Genomic DNA, 17,453 nt, shown 5'->3' on the forward strand with positions numbered 1-17,453 from the left:
CATGTTACTAGGTTCTACAAACCTTAGTTAGAACAGTTCTTCTACTGCTTCACCTGATGAGGTTGAGTAGATGTCATCATTGAAACGTTCAGTGATGTACTCGGTTGGCTCTGTGCCTTTCTCGAAGTACTCGAACATTGATGAGCTATCGAACTTGTTGGTCAGTAAGCCAGTTTCACGGTCGATACGAACACGGACGATGTTCTCAGGAATCTCTTTACGCTCAGCAGGAACACCCGCTAACGCCGTACCCATGAAATCAACCCATGCAGGTTCTGCTGTTTTCGCGCCAGCTTCTGCACCCGTAATTTGGTTCTTACCAAGATTTGAGTTCGCTTTGGTTCTGCCTAGGTTGCGGTTGTGGTTATCAAAACCAACCCATACCGTTGCAACCATGCCAGGGCCGTAACCGCTGTACCAAGTATCTTTCGAATCGTTGGTGGTACCCGTTTTTCCGCCAATGTCACGACGCTTCAACGGCTGTGCACGCCAACCTGTACCGTTCCAACCCGTACCTGCGCTCCAATCACCGCCACCCCAGATGTTGCTGTACATCATTTCACGAACAAGGAATGCGTTCTGTTCAGAGATAACTTGAGGTGCGTATTGTACTTTGGCATCCACATCTTGCTCTGCAAACACATCAGCCATTGGGTCTGAGGTCATTTGCTGTTGGCAATCGTCTTTACAAACCACTTTTGGTGTCGCTTCAAATTCAGTCTCACCAAATGGTGTCTCAATGCGGCTGATGTAGAAAGGTTCAACGTAGTAGCCGCCATTAGCGAATACTGAGTAACCTTGAGCTACTTTCATTGGCGTTAAGCTACCCGCACCCAGAGCAATGGTTTCAGAGCGCGGAACTTCATCAATATCAAAGCCAAATCGAGTTAGGTAGTTACGAGTATCATCTAGACCTACTTCGCGCAGTACACGTACCGCCATTACGTTTTTAGACTGAGCTAAGCCAATACGTAAACGAGTTGGACCCACGTAAGTCGGTGGCGAGTTCTTTGGTCGCCATGCGGTACCTTGGCTCTTATCCCATTGGTTAATCGGTGCATCGTTGATCAGTGAGGCTAGCGTTAAGCCTTTCTCAATCGCTGCTGAGTAGATAAAGGGTTTGATACCAGAACCCACCTGACGAATAGATTGCGTTGCACGGTTGAACTTGTTGTGGACAAAGTTAAAGCCACCGACCATCGACAATACCGCGCCGTTGTTCGGGTTCATTGCAACAAATGCTGTGTTCGCATTCGGTACTTGGCTTAGTCGCCATACAATCGGTGTTTCTGATTCTGCAGTCGCTGACTCTTCTGTCGGCTCTTCAGAGACTTCATCGCCGGTAACGGCTTCATGGCGAACCCAGATTTGTTCACCAACCGCCAGAATTTCTTTCGCTTGAGAAGGCGCTGGTCCTTGGCGGTTATCCGTTAGGAATTTACGCGCCCAGTTCATGCCTTGCCATTCGATAGTGCCTTCACCTTGGTTCTTAACCCAAATTTGAGCACTTTTCGAATCAACCGCGGTAACAACAGCAGGGACTAGGTCACCATAGGTTGGTTGAGACTTAAGGTGTTTAACGATTTGTTCTTGATCCCACGCTGATTGCGCAGTCTGCCACAATACTTTTTCAGCACCACGGTAGCCGTGACGCTCATCGTAGCCAAGTAGGTTCTTAATTGCGGCTTGGTTCGCTGCTTTTTGCAGTTTCGAATCAACGGTCGTGTAGACCTTCATGCCTGATGTATAAGCTTCTTCACCATAGCGTTCCACCATCCAAGCACGTGCAACTTCAGCAACATATGGCGCGCTCAGTTCGATCTCTGCACCGTGGTATTTCGAGATAAGCTCTTCGCTACGAGCGTCATCGAACTCTGCTTGAGTGATGTATTTCTCGTCTAACATACGACGCAATACAACGTTACGACGGTTAGTCGCGCGCTCAACAGAGTAAATAGGGTTCATTGTCGAAGGTGCTTTTGGCATACCCGCAAGGGTCGCAATTTCACTCAGCGTGAGATCAGGAAGATCTTTACCGAAGTAAACACGTGCTGCCGCGCCAAAACCATACGAACGGTGACCAAGGAAGATCTTGTTGACGTAAAGCTCCATGATCTCTTCTTTACTAAGAAGTTGCTCAATGTGGATCGCAATGAAGATCTCTTTGATCTTACGCATGATCTTTTTCTCATTAGATAAGAAGAAGTTACGCGCAAGCTGCTGAGTAATGGTACTAGCACCTTGTTTGGCTGAACCCGACATTGCAACCACGAGTGCTGCACGTGTGATACCGATTGGGTCAATACCTGGGTGTTCATAGAAACGGCTATCTTCGGTGGCAATCAGAGCCTCAACTAAGTGGCGAGGAATCTCGTCATAAGTGACTGGATTACGACGCTTTTCACCAAATTGAGAGATCAGCTTACCGTCTTGACTGAAGACTTGCATCGGCGTTTGGAGTTCTACGTCGCGCAAAGTGGCAACATCAGGCAACTCTGGTTTTACGTAAAAATAAAACCCGAAAATTGTACTGACTCCAAGAATCATGCAAATCAATGTAAATATGAATAATCGCTTTATGAACTTCACCGGATAATCCCTGATTAGTTAAGGCTGATAAGCAGCAAACCCTTGTACTCTAGGCTAAAAACTTAGCTTTCGTTTATTAACGCTTATTTAACTAATAATCACAACCCCTAGATAATCAACGAAATGCTTGGCACTTCAGGAGCTAGGTCACATGGGTTCATCATTAATTACAGGTATAGATATAAATCATCACAGCATCAAAGCCGTGGTACTAAAACCCGTGGGGGAGTTGTATGCCCTAGTGGGATACAAAGAGCTGCCGATTTCGGACGACATTTTTACAGCTAACCATACTTTGGAGTATCAGAAAACTGTTAAGAAACTTAAAGAACTTAGGAAAGGACTGCCTTTTGGCTGTCGCAACGTCGCCATTTCGGTACCTGATAACACGGTGATCAGCAAAGTACTGCAAATAGAGAGTGAGTTAGAAGACAGAGAAAAAGAGTTTTCTATCTATCAAACCTTCGCCCATCAATCTCCCTTTCCTATCGAGGAGCTGAGTTTAGATTTTGTAAAGCTGGAAGACAAACGATTTGGTAAAGGTTCGACAAGCAGTTATCAGGTATACGCCACTCGTAAAGAAGTTGTGGATAGCCGAGCGGATGCATTAACCAAGGCTGGCTTCAAACCTGTGGTGGTGGATACACAGGCGCATGGGCTACTTAATATCTGGCAATTGGCCTCGCGCCTGTATCCCGATAAGAAAAACTGGTTGCTAGTGGATGTTGGAATCGACCAAACCTCGCTAGGGGTTATCCCGCAGAATTCGGCGCCTTTCTATAAAGACATCGCCTTTGGCACTCAAGATCTTCGCAGCTCAGATGACCCGAGTGATATCGAGAGCGTGTTCGGTACTATGGAAGAGACACATCAATTCATTGTTAACCTGATTGAGAAGCTCAAGCGTCAATTGCAGCTCTATTCATCGGGAAATGCGCAGCAACCTATCTCAGGGATTTGGTTGATGGGCGAGGGCGCCAGCATCCCTATGGTAACCGAAGAGCTAGAACGCCATTTTCAGTTGAGCTGCGAGTCATTGAATCCTTTGTCTTTATTTGAGAATAAGGTCGCCAAGAGACGCCGACTGCCGATTGACTGGCAACACTTTGGTATCGCGGCGGGTATGGCGATGAGTGGGCTCAAGTGGCAGGGAGAGAAGCATGTTGCATCAAATTAACCTGCTGCCGTGGCGTGATGAGATTCGTGCTCAGCACAAGAAGCGTTTTATCCATCTGGTCATTCTTGGCGTCATCATTGCGCTTATAGGGCAATGGGCGGTTGGTCACTATTTTCACGATCAACAAGCCAAGCAGCAAGCTCGCCTCAATTACCTCAATCAGTACATTGCTGAGCTCGACCGACAAATTCAGTCGTTAAAAGTCGCAGAGCAAGAACACAAAGCCATTCTGACTCGACTTGATGTGGTTGAGTCGCTGCAGCTTGGCCGTAATAAGACCACCGACTTCATGAACTTGATGCCGGAGCTGATTCCAGAGGGTGTCTATGTCGACAAGATAAAGATGAATGGTCAGGAGATTGAAATGTCGGGCATCAGCGACAGCACTGCTCGTCTCGCCACCATGTTGGACAACCTCGAACGTTCAGATTCTTTGAAAGGGGTCGAGATGCACTCTATCGTTCATAACCGCAAGCGCTTCAATAAAGAGTTTCAGACCTTCAAGGTCTCTTTTGTGTTTAGCCCTGTGTCTTTAGAAAACACAACCGCGAGCAGAAAAGATAAGGGGGCGCATCATGGCTAACCTTCAAAATAGGATTAGTAGACAAAACAGGATGAGCTTGCAAGATCTCGATGTTGATGAGATCACCGAATGGCCATTGCTGCCTCAGCTTCTCGTGATTCTGGTGTTGATAGTGTTAATCCAAGGTGTAGGCACTTGGCTTTATGTGTTGCCACTCGACGATGAACTGCAACAGATGAAGCAACAAGAACAAACCTTAAAGGCGACCTTGCGAATAAAGGCCAACAAGGTTGCAGCCTTACCTAAGTTGCAGAGCCAGTTGGATGAGCTAACTAGTCGCTACGATTATCTGTTGGAGCAGCTGCCGGTTCAAAAAGAGCTGGCCAGTATGTTGGCGTCTGTGAATGAACTCGGCTTGGATAACTCGCTGACCTTCACTCGAATCGATTGGGGACAAAAGCAGAACAAGGAGTTCCTCTATCGTTTACCGCTCAATATCGAACTGACGGGTGACTACCATGAGATTGGCGACTTCTCTGCGGCCATCGCTAAGCTACCGCGCATCATTAGCTTTGATGATGTGAATTGGCAACGAGTCAGCCAAGAAAGCAGCACGCTGCACTTTAGGGTTCGAGCTTATACCTACCAGTTTAAATCGGAGGTTAATGATGAAACCCAATAGCGCGTTTTACTCAATCGTATTGATGCTTGCACTGTCAGGCTGCAAAGCTAATCAAGACTCACTGCAAGATTTTGTGGCGCAGGTTGAAGCCAAGGCGAGAAAAGATGTCGAGCAACTTGTCCCAGCAACTGAATTCACGGCGGCGACTTATCAGCGCCGATCTTTGCGTCCTCCCTTTGAACTGCCTAAAGAAGCCATTGTGCAAAACCAACCCTTGGTTAAGAAAGACTGTTGGCAACCCAGCGCCCGTTCTCGTAATGGCAAGTTAGAGAAGTACCCGCTGAGTAAGCTTCGTTTAAGAGGCGTGATGGGCAGTGGCTCAAGCGTGTTTGGCTTAGTGCAAACACCCAAAGGCAACGTGGTAAACGTCAAGAAAGGCCAGTTTATCGGCTTAAACAATGGCCGAGTTACTAAGGTGACGAGCCAATACGTTCAGATTAATGAAACTCTTCCAGATGGCTTAGGTTGTTGGCATAAGCGCAACGTTAGGCTGGCTCTGAAGTAAACCAATGTCACATGATGTGGATATGAGATGTAAATATGATTAAAGGAATAAGTGGATTAGTGAGCAAGGCTCTACAAGGTTTTGCTGTGTCTGTGATGTTGGTTGTTAGCGTGCTCAGCCATGCCGAGAGCTTACCGAACAAATTGGAGAATATTGATTTTAGGGTCAATAAGGATAAAGACGCCGTCATCATTATTGAGCTGGCGACCAGCACAGCAGTGGTGGATGTTCAACGAGCTCAGGAAGGGTTAAGTATCGAGCTAATCAATACTCAAGTTGATGATGACAAGCTCTACCTGCTGGATGTGAAGGATTTCGCTACCTTGGTTGAAGGCATTGAAGTCTATAAAGAGACACCAAGCACTCGGCTTCTAGCGACGATTAGCAATGACTATCAGTATGAATACAATCTAAAGGGACGTTTTATTGAGGTGGTGATCAGCAAACCAGTTATCGATGAAGTGACCAAAGAAAAAAGCGTTCTAGAGAAAGAGGGCAAGCTGATATCGATTAACTTCCAAGACATCCCAGTACGAAATGTCCTGCAGCTGATTGCTGACTATAACGATTTTAACTTAGTCGTATCTGATTCGGTCGCCGGAAACCTCACTTTACGTTTAGATGGCGTACCTTGGCAGCAAGTTCTCGACATTATCTTGCAAGTTAAAGGATTGGATAAGCGCGTGGATGGCAATGTCATCTTGGTTGCGCCGAAAGCTGAGTTGGATCTTCGAGAGCAACAAGCGTTAGAAAAATCGCGTTTAGAAGAGGAGCTTGGGGAGCTTAAGTCGGAAATCATCAAGATTAACTTTGCTAAGGCCACCGATATTGCCGACATGATTGGCGGTGAAGGTGCGGTCAGCATGTTGTCTGATCGCGGTTCGATTACCATTGATGAGCGCACTAACTCTTTATTGATTCGTGAGTTGGAGGAGAACATTGCCGTGATACGAGGCATCATTGAATCCTTAGATATTCCCGTGAAACAGGTGCAGATAGAGGCGCGTATCGTGACCGTCACTGAGGGTAATCTTGATGAGCTTGGCGTGCGCTGGGGTGTTTCCTCGACCAACGGAAGCTTCACCGTTGGTGGCTCAATAGAAGGTAATCATCCATCACAAATCACACCGTATGACGATGATGGTGGCAACAGTGCAATTGATGACTACCTCAACGTCAATTTAGGGGCAACATCGCCGAACGCCTCGAGTATTGCGTTTCAGGTGGCCAAACTGGGTTCAGATACCTTACTCGATCTTGAACTGTCGGCACTGCAACAAGAGTCAAAAGCTGAAATCATTTCTAGTCCACGCTTAATCACCACCAATAAAAAGCCCGCTTATATTGAGCAAGGTACTGAAATCCCTTACTTAGAGTCTTCTTCAAGTGGTGCAACGTCGGTCGCATTTAAGAAAGCGGTATTGAGCCTCAAGGTGACGCCGCAGATCACACCCGACAATCGTTTGGTATTGGATTTGAGCGTGACTCAAGATAGGCCTGGGCAAGTGGTCAAGACCGGAACAGGGGAAGCGGTAGCAATTGACACGCAAAGAATAGGTACGCAAGTGCTTGTTAATAATGGTGAAACTGTCGTTCTTGGCGGGATATTTCAACACAGCGTAAGCAGCACGGTGGATAAAGTTCCTCTGTTGGGAGACCTGCCAGTTTTGGGTGCATTGTTCCGTCGCAGCTATGAAAATGTGGGTAAAAGTGAACTACTTATTTTTGTCACACCCAAAGTTGTGATTCAGTAATGAACAATTAGATTAAAAATAAAGTTGCATTAGTGGCACCTAACCTTGATAATTTCGGGTCTTATCACGAATTATCTGTGAGGAATCGGTGCCACGGGCCTTTTAATTTCAGTACTTGTACTGACCTACCTTGTGGCGATGTCATTGAATTAACGTTGTAAATTACTGCTAAAAACATGGCTGAGAAACGCAATATTTTTCTTGTTGGCCCAATGGGCGCCGGCAAAAGTACAATTGGTAGACACCTAGCTTCCCAACTTCATATGGAGTTTCTAGACTCTGACACTGTGATCGAAGAGCGCACTGGCGCAGACATCGCATGGGTTTTTGATGTTGAGGGCGAAGAAGGTTTCCGTAAGCGCGAAGAATCTGTAATCAATGATCTGACAGAAGAACAAGGTATTGTTCTTGCGACAGGTGGTGGTTCAGTGTTGAGCAAAGAAAACCGTAACCGTCTATCTGCACGAGGCATTGTTGTATACCTAGAGACAACAATTGAAAAGCAACTTGCTCGCACTAACCGCGACAAGAAACGCCCTCTACTTCAAACAGACAACCCGCGTGATGTGCTAGAAGATCTAGCTGTATCTCGCAACGCACTATACGAAGAAGTGGCGGACTACACAGTTCGTACTGACGACCAAAGTGCAAAAGTGGTAGCCAACCAGATCGTAAAAATGCTAGAAGAACGTTAAGTTCATTTTTTCGGAGAGCAAACCCATGGAACGGATTACGGTCAATCTAGCTGAGCGTAGCTACCCTATCTCTATTGGCGCCGGGTTATTTGAAGACCCGGCGTACCTTTCTTTTTTATCAGGCAAACAGAAAGTTGTTGTTATCAGTAATGTGACAGTAGCGCCTCTTTATGCAGATAAAATTTTATCGCTATTGGATCAAGTAGGCTGTCAGACATCTCTTCTCGAGCTGCCAGACGGTGAACAGTACAAAACCCTTGAAACGTTCAATTCAGTGATGAGCTACATGCTTGAAGGTAATTACAGCCGCGATGTGGTGGTGATTGCTTTAGGTGGTGGTGTAATCGGTGACTTGGTCGGTTTTGCTGCCTCTTGTTACCAGCGCGGTATTGATTTCATTCAAATCCCGACGACCCTTCTTTCTCAAGTGGACTCTTCTGTTGGTGGTAAAACCGCAGTAAACCATCCTCTTGGTAAGAATATGATCGGCGCTTTTTACCAACCGAAATCTGTGATCATCGATACTAACTGTTTATCAACGCTTCCAGAGCGTGAGTTTGCAGCTGGCATTGCTGAGGTGATCAAATACGGCATCATTTACGATGAAGCCTTCTTTGATTGGTTGGAGCAGAATCTAGAGAAACTTTATCAACTTGATGAAGAGGCACTGATCACCGCGATTGCTCGTTGTTGTGCAATTAAGGCTGAAGTGGTTGCTTTAGATGAAAAAGAGTCAGGAATCAGAGCGTTATTGAACCTAGGTCATACATTTGGTCATGCGATTGAAGCAGAACTAGGCTATGGTAATTGGCTACATGGTGAAGCTGTGTCGTCAGGCACTGTAATGGCAGCGAAAACTGCTCAATTGCAGGGGCTGATCTCTCAGCAGCAACTTGAGCGAATTATTTCTATACTCAAGAATGCGAAACTACCAATCCATACGCCAGAAAGCATGTCTTTTGAAGACTTTATGAAGCACATGATGCGCGATAAAAAAGTGCTGTCTGGTCAGTTGCGTTTGGTATTACCAACAAGTATTGGTACTGCTGAAGTGGTTGCTGATGTGCCTCAAGACATCATTAAACAAGCGATCGATTTCTGCCGTACTCTTTAAATTTGGTTGTGAGGTTGCCTAGCTAAACTCTAGGCAACTGAAGCGTTTTACTGATCGATCTTATCAGTAGGGATCCCCAATGAGTTTGGCTCATGAATTAAGAGTATTAGAGTTAGAATCTCAAGTTGAGCTGCTAGAGCGCTTACAGCTTTTGACTAACTTTGGTTCAAACCTTGTGACGGTGGCGGGCAAAGCTGGCTCTGGCCGATCTTGGTTGGCTCAGCGTTATCTTGAAGCATGGTCGACAGAAAAAAATCAGTGTTTACTGCTTTGTCATCCAAGCCAAGACGATCAACAACGCCGTGCGCTCATTCTTAGCCAAATTGTTTCTGATCCCCTGTTTAATCAACATGATTCTTTATCGGATAGCCTAACAAGGTTACTGGATGGAGAACCGTGTAATGTGGTTATCGTCGTTGATGATGCCCAACGACTTTCTGAGCTATTGGTATCCGAATTATGGATGTTGGTACTGGAAGCTCAATCAAACCCTCAATGGACGATCAATATCGTTCTCTTCTCGGAACCTGGCCACTTAGATACGTTATTAACGCGTTTGAGCTACGGTCAACAACACAAACCTATCGATCTTGAGATCGATGACCTTTCGCAACCAGAAGCTGAACATTTCTTTGAATCACTGGTGATTCGATATGTTGATGATGAGTCTGAAACTTGCGTGCGACGTGCGTTTAATAAAGCGCAACCTCTGCCCGGTGAGTTAATGGCTTTAGGAGAATTGAAAGTGGAAAAAAGGATTATTATTCGCTCAATTATTGGCTCACCCATCAATATCGCGATTGTGGTGGCCTTGCTGTTGATTTTAATTGGTGGTGGTTATTGGTGGATGTTCAGTCAACCAACCCCTGACGATAAAGCGCAATCTCTTATCGCTCCGATTGAACAGACAGCTATCCCAACTTTTGAAGTGGAAAGTGGTACCGAGCAAGCTGGAATCGACGGAATGGACGATTCTGAAGCCGAAGCTGACATGAGTTATCAAGGTGCTGATGACGACAGCTCATCTTTGCCACCGACTGTCGTTGAAGATACCGCGAGTGTTGGAGAAGTCGAACAAGATCAGCAGCGTGTCGTAATCACCTCTGATGTGGTTGATGCCTTGCTTGATGATAAACCTGAAAGTGCCGATACCAGTGCGATTGATGCTGCTGTTGAAGAAAACACAGGTGCCGCGGTGAGTTCGCAATCAGATGCAGACAAAGTGGAGTCACAGCCTTCAGCCGATGAAGCAACAGACCTAACACAGTCCACGCCACCGACTAAGAAAATTACATTCTCATTTTCTCGCGAAGAGTTACAAGCTATCTCTCCGCGAGCTTATACTTTGCAGTTGAGTGCGATGACCTCATTGGACGACGTACAGTCTTTCATTGAAGAGTATGACCTTGAGAACAAGGTTCGTATTTACCCAACACTTCGCAACGACACCAAGTGGTTTATTATCACTTATCAAGATTACCCAACGATTCAAGTGGCGAGAGACGCGGTAAGTGCGTTATCAAAACCCCTTCAACAGTTGGAACCTTGGGCAAAATCGATGAATCAAGTGCATCGAGAGATAGAACGTGCGAAATAACCCTGAGCTTAGCCTCAAAATATGTTACATTCCGCAGCCTTATTTTTGAGTTGATAGATAGAGCAGTAAATGAAAAAGCAGCGTGCCTTTCTAAAATGGGCTGGTGGTAAATATGGCCTAGTTGAAGACATCCAACGTCACCTGCCACCTGCTCGTAAATTGGTAGAACCGTTTGTCGGTGCCGGCTCAGTATTTCTGAATACTGACTTTGAACAGTACCTGCTTGCAGATATCAATCCCGATCTTATCAACCTGTACAACCTGCTTAAAACCGATCCTGAAACTTATATCACGGAAGCGAAGCGCTGGTTCTGTCCTGAGAACAACCGTAAAGAAGCCTTCTTAGATATTCGCGCTGAGTTCAATGGTACAGATAACGTCATGTATCGTTCATTGGCTTTCTTGTATATGAACCGATTTGGCTTCAATGGCCTATGTCGTTACAACAAGAAGGGCGGTTTTAACGTTCCATTCGGTTCTTATAAAAAACCTTACTTCCCAGAAGCTGAGCTGGAATTTTTTGCCGAGAAAGCGAAAAAAGCCACCTTCGTCTGCGAGGGATACCATGAAACCTTTAGCCGCGCGCGCAAAGGCTGTGTGGTTTACTGCGATCCTCCATACGCACCACTGTCGAACACGGCAAACTTTACCTCTTACGCAGGTAATGGCTTTAGCTTAGATGACCAAGCTGCACTGGCGGATGTTGCTGAAAAAGCAGCGATGGAACGAGGCATCCCTGTCTTGATCTCAAACCATGACACCACCTTAACGCGCCGTTTATACCATGGTGCAGAACTGAACGTGGTCAAGGTTAAGCGCACCATTAGCCGTAATGGCGCAGGGCGCAATAAAGTCGATGAGTTACTGGCACTTTTTCATAAAGAGAAAAACCAGCAACACGCTTCAGAAGAATTGTAGCGGCCAACATAACCCTCGAACTCATTAAATTGAGTGACCAACGGGTACTTTCATAAACTAATCTTTCGAACTGCTAGGATCTGCTTAGTTGCTTAGGTAGAATTGCACACCAAATAGTCTTGGAATTGAGTCTTGTATTTGTATATGAGATGTCACAAGGCGGTGATATTCGCAATTTACTCACTCTTAAGAGGTTTGGTATGAAAGATTTTCTAATCGCTCCATCGATTTTGTCTGCAGATTTTGCTCGTCTTGGTGAAGACGTAGAAAAAGTACTCGCAGCTGGTGCTGATGTTGTGCACTTCGATGTGATGGACAACCACTACGTACCTAACCTGACTTTTGGCGCGCCTATCTGTAAAGCGCTGCGCGACTACGGTATTACGGCTCCTATCGATGTTCACCTTATGGTTAAGCCAATAGACAGCATCGTGCCTGAGTTTGCTAAAGCCGGCGCATCAATGATTACCTTCCACGTTGAAGCTTCAGAGCACATCGATCGCACTCTACAGCTAATCAAAGAGCACGGCTGTAAAGCGGGTGTGGTTCTTAACCCTGCAACGCCGCTTTCTTGCTTAGATTACATCCTAGACAAAGTAGACATGATTCTACTGATGTCTGTGAACCCAGGCTTCGGCGGTCAATCTTTCATTCCGCACACGCTAGATAAACTACGTGCTGTTCGTAAGCTGATTGATGAGTCAGGCCGTGACATTCGCCTTGAGATTGATGGCGGCGTGAAGGTTGATAACATCCGTGAAATCGCAGAAGCGGGCGCAGATATGTTCGTTGCGGGTTCAGCTATCTTCAATCAACCAGATTACAAAGAAGTGATTGATGAGATGCGTGCAGAGCTTGCAAAAGTAAACGCATAATCGTAAAACTACAGATAGATTGAATATTAAGGGGCTAATTTGCCCCTTTTTTACGTCTTATAGCTCAACTCATAAGACGAACATAATAAATAGGAAAGTAAGATGTCATTAAGCTCAATAAAACTGATCGCCTTTGATTTGGATGGAACCTTGTTAGACAGCGTGCCTGATTTGGCCGTTGCTGCTGACCAAGCTTGTCAGGAGTTGGGCTTCCCTTCAGTGAGTGAAGAACAAGTTCGCGACTATGTTGGCAATGGTGCTGACGTGCTTATCGGGCGTTCACTCAGCCGTAACCTAACTGTTGATCCAAGCCTAGATCCTGAGCTGCTGAAGAAAGCACGCATCTTGTTTGATGATTTCTACGAGCAGGGCGGCCACAAGCTGAGCCACCTTTACCCATCAGTAAAAGAGACGCTGGCAGAGCTGCATAATGCGGGTTTCACTATGGCGCTTGTGACCAACAAACCATCGAAGTTTGTACCCGACGTTCTGGCGCAACACGGTATCGATAAGTACTTTGTTGATGTTTTAGGCGGCGACTCTTTCCCAGAGAAAAAACCGAATCCAGTAGCGCTGAACTGGTTGCTAGAAAAGCACAACGTTAAAGCGGAAGAGATGTTGATGGTTGGTGATTCAAGCAACGACATTAAAGCGGCTAAGAATGCAGGTTGTCACTCGTTTGGTCTGACTTACGGTTATAACCACGGCGAGCCGATTTCAGCATCAAACCCTGACTATGTCGCGGATAACGTCGCGCAATTACTAGATGTCGTTCTAGTTTCAGCATAAAGCGGACAAAAGTTAGCTAACCTACTGGCAAAATACTTATCAATGAGTACACTGGATGAGCCGTACAGAAGAGCTGTGCGGCTTTTCTATATTTAAGTTAAGAAGCTAAGCGTTCAATAAACTTAGCGAATAAGCAAAGGAATTAAAACCATGAGCAAGCCCATCGTATTGAGTGGTGTTCAACCATCTGGTGAACTAAGTATCGGTAACTACTTGGGTGCTCTACGTCAATGGCAACAGATGCAAGATGATTACGATTGCCAATACTGTGTTGTAGACCTTCACGCAATTACGGTTCGCCAAGATCCGAAAGCACTGCATGAAGCGACTCTAGACGCACTAGCAATCTGTCTTGCTGTCGGTGTTGATCCAAAGAAGAGCACGCTATTTGTTCAGTCACACGTACCAGAGCATGCTCAACTTGGTTGGCTTCTTAACTGTTACACACAAATGGGTGAACTGAGCCGTATGACTCAGTTTAAAGATAAGTCTGCACGTCACTCAAACGACGTAAACGTAGGCCTATACGACTACCCAGTGTTGATGGCTGCAGACATCCTGCTTTACGGTGCTCACCAAGTACCTGTAGGTAGCGACCAGAAACAACACCTAGAGCTAGCGCGTGATATCGCAACTCGCTTCAACAACATCTACGGTCCTGAAACGCCAATCTTCCAAGTACCAGAACCTTACATTCCAACAGTGAATGCACGTGTAATGAGCCTGCAAGACGCGACGAAGAAGATGTCTAAGTCAGACGACAACCGTAAGAACGTGATTACTCTGCTAGAAGAGCCTAAGTCGATCATCAAGAAGATCAACAAAGCGCAAACCGATGCAGAAACACCACCACGCATTGCTCACGATTGGGAAAACAAAGCGGGTATCTCTAACCTAATGGGTCTGTACTCTGCAGCGACGGGTAAAACGTTCGAAGAGATCGAAGCGCAGTACCAAGGCGTTGAAATGTACGGTCCGTTCAAGAAAGACGTAGGCGCAGCATTGGTTGAGATGCTTGAGCCGATTCAAGCTGAATATCACCGTATCCGTGCTGACCGTGCCTACATGGACGCAGTAATGAAAGCCGGTGCTGAAAAAGCCTCTGAACGTGCTGCAGTGACACTGAAAAAAGCATACGAAGCAGTAGGTTTTGTTACTCGCCCATAGGGTGAACTAACACAACTCGCTTGAGAATTTGAGCCCAAAGTAGCTGTTGTTTACTTTGGGCTTTTTCATGCCCATTCCATTTGCCTTCCTCGAAACCCCCTTGTTTGAATTGATAATTTACCCAGTATTTAGCTAGCATATCCATCGCTGTAATGCTGTGCAGATGATCTTATTTGGTACCCTCAAGCTTTATAAAATCACACTCGTTTCTATATATGTTGGAAATATATAACGTGCCAAACAATTGATGATTCCAAAGTGATAAGTTCCTCATTTTCTTGCCAACTGACTTATTCCTTTCATAAATAAACCTGATAGTTACCACAAAATACATGACTGCCCATAGATGGCAGTGACTATAACTCGATGAACTCAGGTGAAACGGATGGCTCTTTTACACAAACCTTCATTGCTAGCAGTGGCAATTGGTAGCTTGTTAACTACAAGCGCACACGCTGATTTGTTTATTTCACAATATGTGGAAGGCGGCAGCTATAACAAAGCGGTTGAGATTGCCAATAGTGGCGATAGCAGCATTAGTTTAGATGGTTACTCATTGGCGAAATCTGCCAATGGCAACGGATCATGGGGTGCCACTTTACCTTTAGATGGACACGTTTTAGCACCCGGTGAAGTACTCGTGGTCGCACATTCTAGTGCGAGTGATGAGATTAAAGCTCAAGCTGACATCATTAATGCCTCTATCGCCAATCATAATGGTGACGACCCGCTGGCTATCTTGAATTCAGACGGCTCGGTACATGATGTTGTTGGTTTGATGGGCGATGTGGACTGGGGCAAAGATGTTACTTTGGTTCGTGCGACACAAACACCTTCTGCGACGTTTGATGCTTCACAATGGGTATCGCTACCAAAAGACAGCATTGAAGGCCTAGGTTCACTAGACAGCGTTGAACTGCCAGAAGCGTTCACTTGTACACAAGATGGCTCTGACCCAGTATTCACCACCATTCAAGAAATCCAAGGTGAGGGCGCTACATCGCCATTCATCGATGGCTACCCATACATCACCGACGATGAATATTTCGTAAAAGGTGTGGTAAGTGCGGTAACAACAGGCCTAACTAAAGGCTTCTACCTGCAAGCACTTGAGGATGATTTCAACTCAAGCACTTCTGAGGGTCTATTTATTCATACCAACCAGTCGAGCTCAGAGCTAGTAGCCGGTGATGTAGTGTGTGTGAAAGGCAAGGTTCAAGAATACTACAGCCACACTCAGCTGAAAGTAGAAAACAACCAATGGCTAAAACAGGGCGAGCAGCAGGCACCTGAAGCTACGGCGATTGAAGTGCTAGACAGTGACGAGAACTTCGCTGCAACGCTTGAACGCTACGAAGGCATGTTGGTGAAAACAACCGAAGCGCTTGATATGCGTGTGACGCGTGCCTTTGGTTATGACTACGCAGGTCGTCGTAACAACATGGTACTGGCGCATGAGCGTATTAACATGCAGCCGAACCAGCTTTTCGCCGCGGGATCTGACGAAGCGAAGCAGCAAACTGAAGACAACGCAGACCGCCGTCTTTTCGTTGAAACCGATCAAAAAGCGGCTGATGGACAAGTCCCTTTCTACCCAGATTTTGGCCGCACTGATATCGACCAAGATGGTTCAACAGAAGATTACATCCGCATTGATGACACCATTGTTGGCCTAGAAGGCGTGCTGACTTACAGCTACGGTGAGTACCGTTTAATTGCGACTAACCAGATCTCGGCTGAAAACTATGTGCGTAACGATCCGCGTACCGACAAACCAGACATGGATGAAGGCGACCTACGTATTGCGACCTTCAACGTATTGAACTACTTCAACTCTCCATTTGGTGGCGACGCGAATCAGCACGGCAATAACCGTGGCGCGAACACCATCACTGAGTTTGAGATGCAGCAAGAGAAGATTGTGAACGCGATTCTTCGCTTAGATGCAGACATCATTGGCTTGATGGAAATTGAGAACAATGGCTTTGGTGAAGGCTCTGCCATTCAGCAACTTGTAAACCAACTGAATGATCGCATTGAGCGTAAGAAAGACCGTTATACCTTTGTGGCTGTCGACTCGAACGAAGACGGCGTAACCGACGAGATGGACTCTATTGGTACTGACGTTATCACAACGGGTGTTATCTACCGTAAGAAGGTGGTTAAGCTTAAAGACAGCCGTGTTATCGCGATGCCAAGCCAACAAGCACCAGAGGTGTTAGACGATTCAGGCAAGGTGATTGAAGACGGTAAGAACTACCAACGTGACTCATTGGCGCCAACCTTTAAAGTTAAAGGCACCAAAGAGAAACTCACCGTAGCGATCAACCACTTTAAATCGAAAGGCTCTAAGTGTTGGGAAGATGCTGCTCCGATTGAGCAGGGCGGCCAAGGCGGCGTTGATGCCGATAAGCAAGGTTCATGTGAGAACTTCCGTGTTGCTGCGGCGGTTGCATTAGGTGAAGCGCTCGATGGCATCAAAGGTCACAAAGTGATCCTGGGTGATATGAACTCGTACGGCATGGAAGATCCAATGCTGGTGCTAACCGATTACTCGGAAGAGAAATACGGCAAGCAGATCAAAGCAGCTCGTAATACCTACATTGATGGTGTTGAGCAGTTTGGTGATAGCGGTGCGGTGATTACGAAGAACTACGGTTATATCAATGCTGTGGCTCAAAAGCACCCAGACAGCTGGAGCTACTCATACAATGATGAAGTTGGCGCTCTAGACCACCTGCTGATCAGCGAAAGCCTGAAAGATAGGGTTGTCGATGCTACCGATTGGCACATCAATGGTGGTGAGTCGACGTTGTTTGACTACAACGAAGAGTACAAAGGTGACCTACCTAAGTACCAAGATCACTTCCGTTCATCGGATCATGATCCTGCCGTTCTTGAGCTAAGAGTAGGCGGTTCATTTGGCTTCGGTGCTCTTATGTCACTATTTGGCTTAGCAATGTGGCGTCGTCGTAAGTAGCTCAATCACAAATAGATTGGCTTGCCATACAAGTAAGCCAATTCAGATAACTTAGGGCTATCTGTAAACAATTAAGGTCAACTTAGGT

14 protein-coding genes are annotated in these 17,453 nt (G+C 46.1%); 13 read left to right on the forward strand and 1 reads right to left on the reverse strand.

Annotated elements, in window-relative coordinates; translation table 11 throughout:
- Positions 1-27 precede the first annotated feature (27 nt).
- Positions 28-2,589, reverse strand: a complete 2,562-nt coding sequence (locus tag AB4307_RS12040) for a penicillin-binding protein 1A (RefSeq protein ID WP_170963319.1) — start codon at positions 2,587-2,589, stop codon at positions 28-30.
- 151 nt (positions 2,590-2,740) lie between these two features.
- On the opposite strand from AB4307_RS12040, the gene pilM reads away from it, so the two are divergent.
- The 13 genes from pilM to AB4307_RS12105 all read left to right on the forward strand — a co-directional run bounded on the left by pilM (position 2,741) and on the right by AB4307_RS12105 (position 17,365).
- Positions 2,741-3,766: a type IV pilus assembly protein PilM gene (pilM, locus tag AB4307_RS12045; protein WP_017061130.1), complete on the forward strand. Its 1,026-nt coding sequence runs from the start codon at positions 2,741-2,743 to the stop codon at positions 3,764-3,766.
- Positions 3,750-4,349: a PilN domain-containing protein gene (locus AB4307_RS12050; protein ID WP_017061129.1), complete on the forward strand. Its 600-nt coding sequence runs from the start codon at positions 3,750-3,752 to the stop codon at positions 4,347-4,349. The genes pilM and AB4307_RS12050 overlap by 17 nt, the downstream gene beginning before the upstream one ends.
- On the forward strand, positions 4,342-4,971 hold the full coding sequence (pilO, locus tag AB4307_RS12055; protein ID WP_372131959.1) for a type IV pilus inner membrane component PilO: 630 nt from the start codon (positions 4,342-4,344) through the stop codon (positions 4,969-4,971). Before AB4307_RS12050 ends, pilO begins: the two co-directional genes overlap by 8 nt.
- Positions 4,958-5,476 (forward strand): pilus assembly protein PilP, encoded by a 519-nt coding sequence (locus AB4307_RS12060; RefSeq protein ID WP_017063694.1) that lies wholly within the window; start codon positions 4,958-4,960, stop codon positions 5,474-5,476. Before pilO ends, AB4307_RS12060 begins: the two co-directional genes overlap by 14 nt.
- 35 nt (positions 5,477-5,511) lie before the next feature.
- A complete protein-coding gene (locus AB4307_RS12065) occupies positions 5,512-7,230 on the forward strand; it encodes a type IV pilus secretin PilQ (RefSeq protein ID WP_372131961.1) in 1,719 nt (572 codons plus the stop codon).
- A 176-nt stretch (positions 7,231-7,406) separates the two neighbouring features.
- On the forward strand, positions 7,407-7,925 hold the full coding sequence (aroK, locus tag AB4307_RS12070; RefSeq protein WP_017061125.1) for a shikimate kinase AroK: 519 nt from the start codon (positions 7,407-7,409) through the stop codon (positions 7,923-7,925).
- A gap of 25 nt (positions 7,926-7,950) precedes the next feature.
- On the forward strand, positions 7,951-9,039 hold the full coding sequence (aroB, locus tag AB4307_RS12075) for a 3-dehydroquinate synthase (RefSeq protein ID WP_017061124.1): 1,089 nt from the start codon (positions 7,951-7,953) through the stop codon (positions 9,037-9,039).
- 79 nt (positions 9,040-9,118) lie between these two features.
- Positions 9,119-10,636, forward strand: coding sequence for an AAA family ATPase (locus AB4307_RS12080; RefSeq protein WP_017068836.1), 1,518 nt, complete (start codon positions 9,119-9,121; stop codon positions 10,634-10,636).
- A 69-nt stretch (positions 10,637-10,705) separates the two neighbouring features.
- Positions 10,706-11,554, forward strand: coding sequence for a Dam family site-specific DNA-(adenine-N6)-methyltransferase (locus AB4307_RS12085; RefSeq protein ID WP_017061122.1), 849 nt, complete (start codon positions 10,706-10,708; stop codon positions 11,552-11,554).
- Between the two features lie 200 nt (positions 11,555-11,754).
- Complete coding sequence (gene rpe, locus AB4307_RS12090; RefSeq protein WP_372131963.1) at positions 11,755-12,429, forward strand: ribulose-phosphate 3-epimerase; 675 nt, start codon at positions 11,755-11,757, stop codon at positions 12,427-12,429.
- Between the two features lie 102 nt (positions 12,430-12,531).
- Positions 12,532-13,218 carry a phosphoglycolate phosphatase gene (locus AB4307_RS12095; protein WP_048659158.1) on the forward strand — a complete coding sequence of 229 codons (687 nt, stop codon included), beginning with the start codon at positions 12,532-12,534 and terminating at the stop codon, positions 13,216-13,218.
- A 150-nt stretch (positions 13,219-13,368) separates the two neighbouring features.
- On the forward strand, positions 13,369-14,385 hold the full coding sequence (gene trpS / locus AB4307_RS12100; protein WP_016796005.1) for a tryptophan--tRNA ligase: 1,017 nt from the start codon (positions 13,369-13,371) through the stop codon (positions 14,383-14,385).
- Between the two features lie 385 nt (positions 14,386-14,770).
- Positions 14,771-17,365 (forward strand): ExeM/NucH family extracellular endonuclease, encoded by a 2,595-nt coding sequence (locus tag AB4307_RS12105; RefSeq protein ID WP_102319997.1) that lies wholly within the window; start codon positions 14,771-14,773, stop codon positions 17,363-17,365.
- Positions 17,366-17,453 lie beyond the last annotated feature (88 nt).

Source organism: Vibrio sp. 10N.261.52.C2 (assembly GCF_041471425.1).
Lineage (GTDB): Bacteria > Pseudomonadota > Gammaproteobacteria > Enterobacterales > Vibrionaceae > Vibrio > Vibrio crassostreae_C.

Excerpts from the sequence above, each read along its gene's own strand:
- pilM (WP_017061130.1), top strand. The coding sequence starts at position 2,741 with ATGGGTTCATCATTAATTACAGGTATAGATATAAATCATCACAGCATC.
- AB4307_RS12050 (WP_017061129.1), top strand. The coding sequence starts at position 3,750 with ATGTTGCATCAAATTAACCTGCTGCCGTGGCGTGATGAGATTCGTGCT.
- pilO (WP_372131959.1), top strand. The coding sequence starts at position 4,342 with ATGGCTAACCTTCAAAATAGGATTAGTAGACAAAACAGGATGAGCTTG.
- AB4307_RS12060 (WP_017063694.1), top strand. The coding sequence starts at position 4,958 with ATGAAACCCAATAGCGCGTTTTACTCAATCGTATTGATGCTTGCACTG.
- AB4307_RS12065 (WP_372131961.1), top strand. The coding sequence starts at position 5,512 with ATGATTAAAGGAATAAGTGGATTAGTGAGCAAGGCTCTACAAGGTTTT.
- aroK (WP_017061125.1), top strand. The coding sequence starts at position 7,407 with ATGGCTGAGAAACGCAATATTTTTCTTGTTGGCCCAATGGGCGCCGGC.
- aroB (WP_017061124.1), top strand. The coding sequence starts at position 7,951 with ATGGAACGGATTACGGTCAATCTAGCTGAGCGTAGCTACCCTATCTCT.
- AB4307_RS12080 (WP_017068836.1), top strand. The coding sequence starts at position 9,119 with ATGAGTTTGGCTCATGAATTAAGAGTATTAGAGTTAGAATCTCAAGTT.
- AB4307_RS12085 (WP_017061122.1), top strand. The coding sequence starts at position 10,706 with ATGAAAAAGCAGCGTGCCTTTCTAAAATGGGCTGGTGGTAAATATGGC.
- rpe (WP_372131963.1), top strand. The coding sequence starts at position 11,755 with ATGAAAGATTTTCTAATCGCTCCATCGATTTTGTCTGCAGATTTTGCT.
- AB4307_RS12095 (WP_048659158.1), top strand. The coding sequence starts at position 12,532 with ATGTCATTAAGCTCAATAAAACTGATCGCCTTTGATTTGGATGGAACC.
- trpS (WP_016796005.1), top strand. The coding sequence starts at position 13,369 with ATGAGCAAGCCCATCGTATTGAGTGGTGTTCAACCATCTGGTGAACTA.
- AB4307_RS12105 (WP_102319997.1), top strand. The coding sequence starts at position 14,771 with ATGGCTCTTTTACACAAACCTTCATTGCTAGCAGTGGCAATTGGTAGC.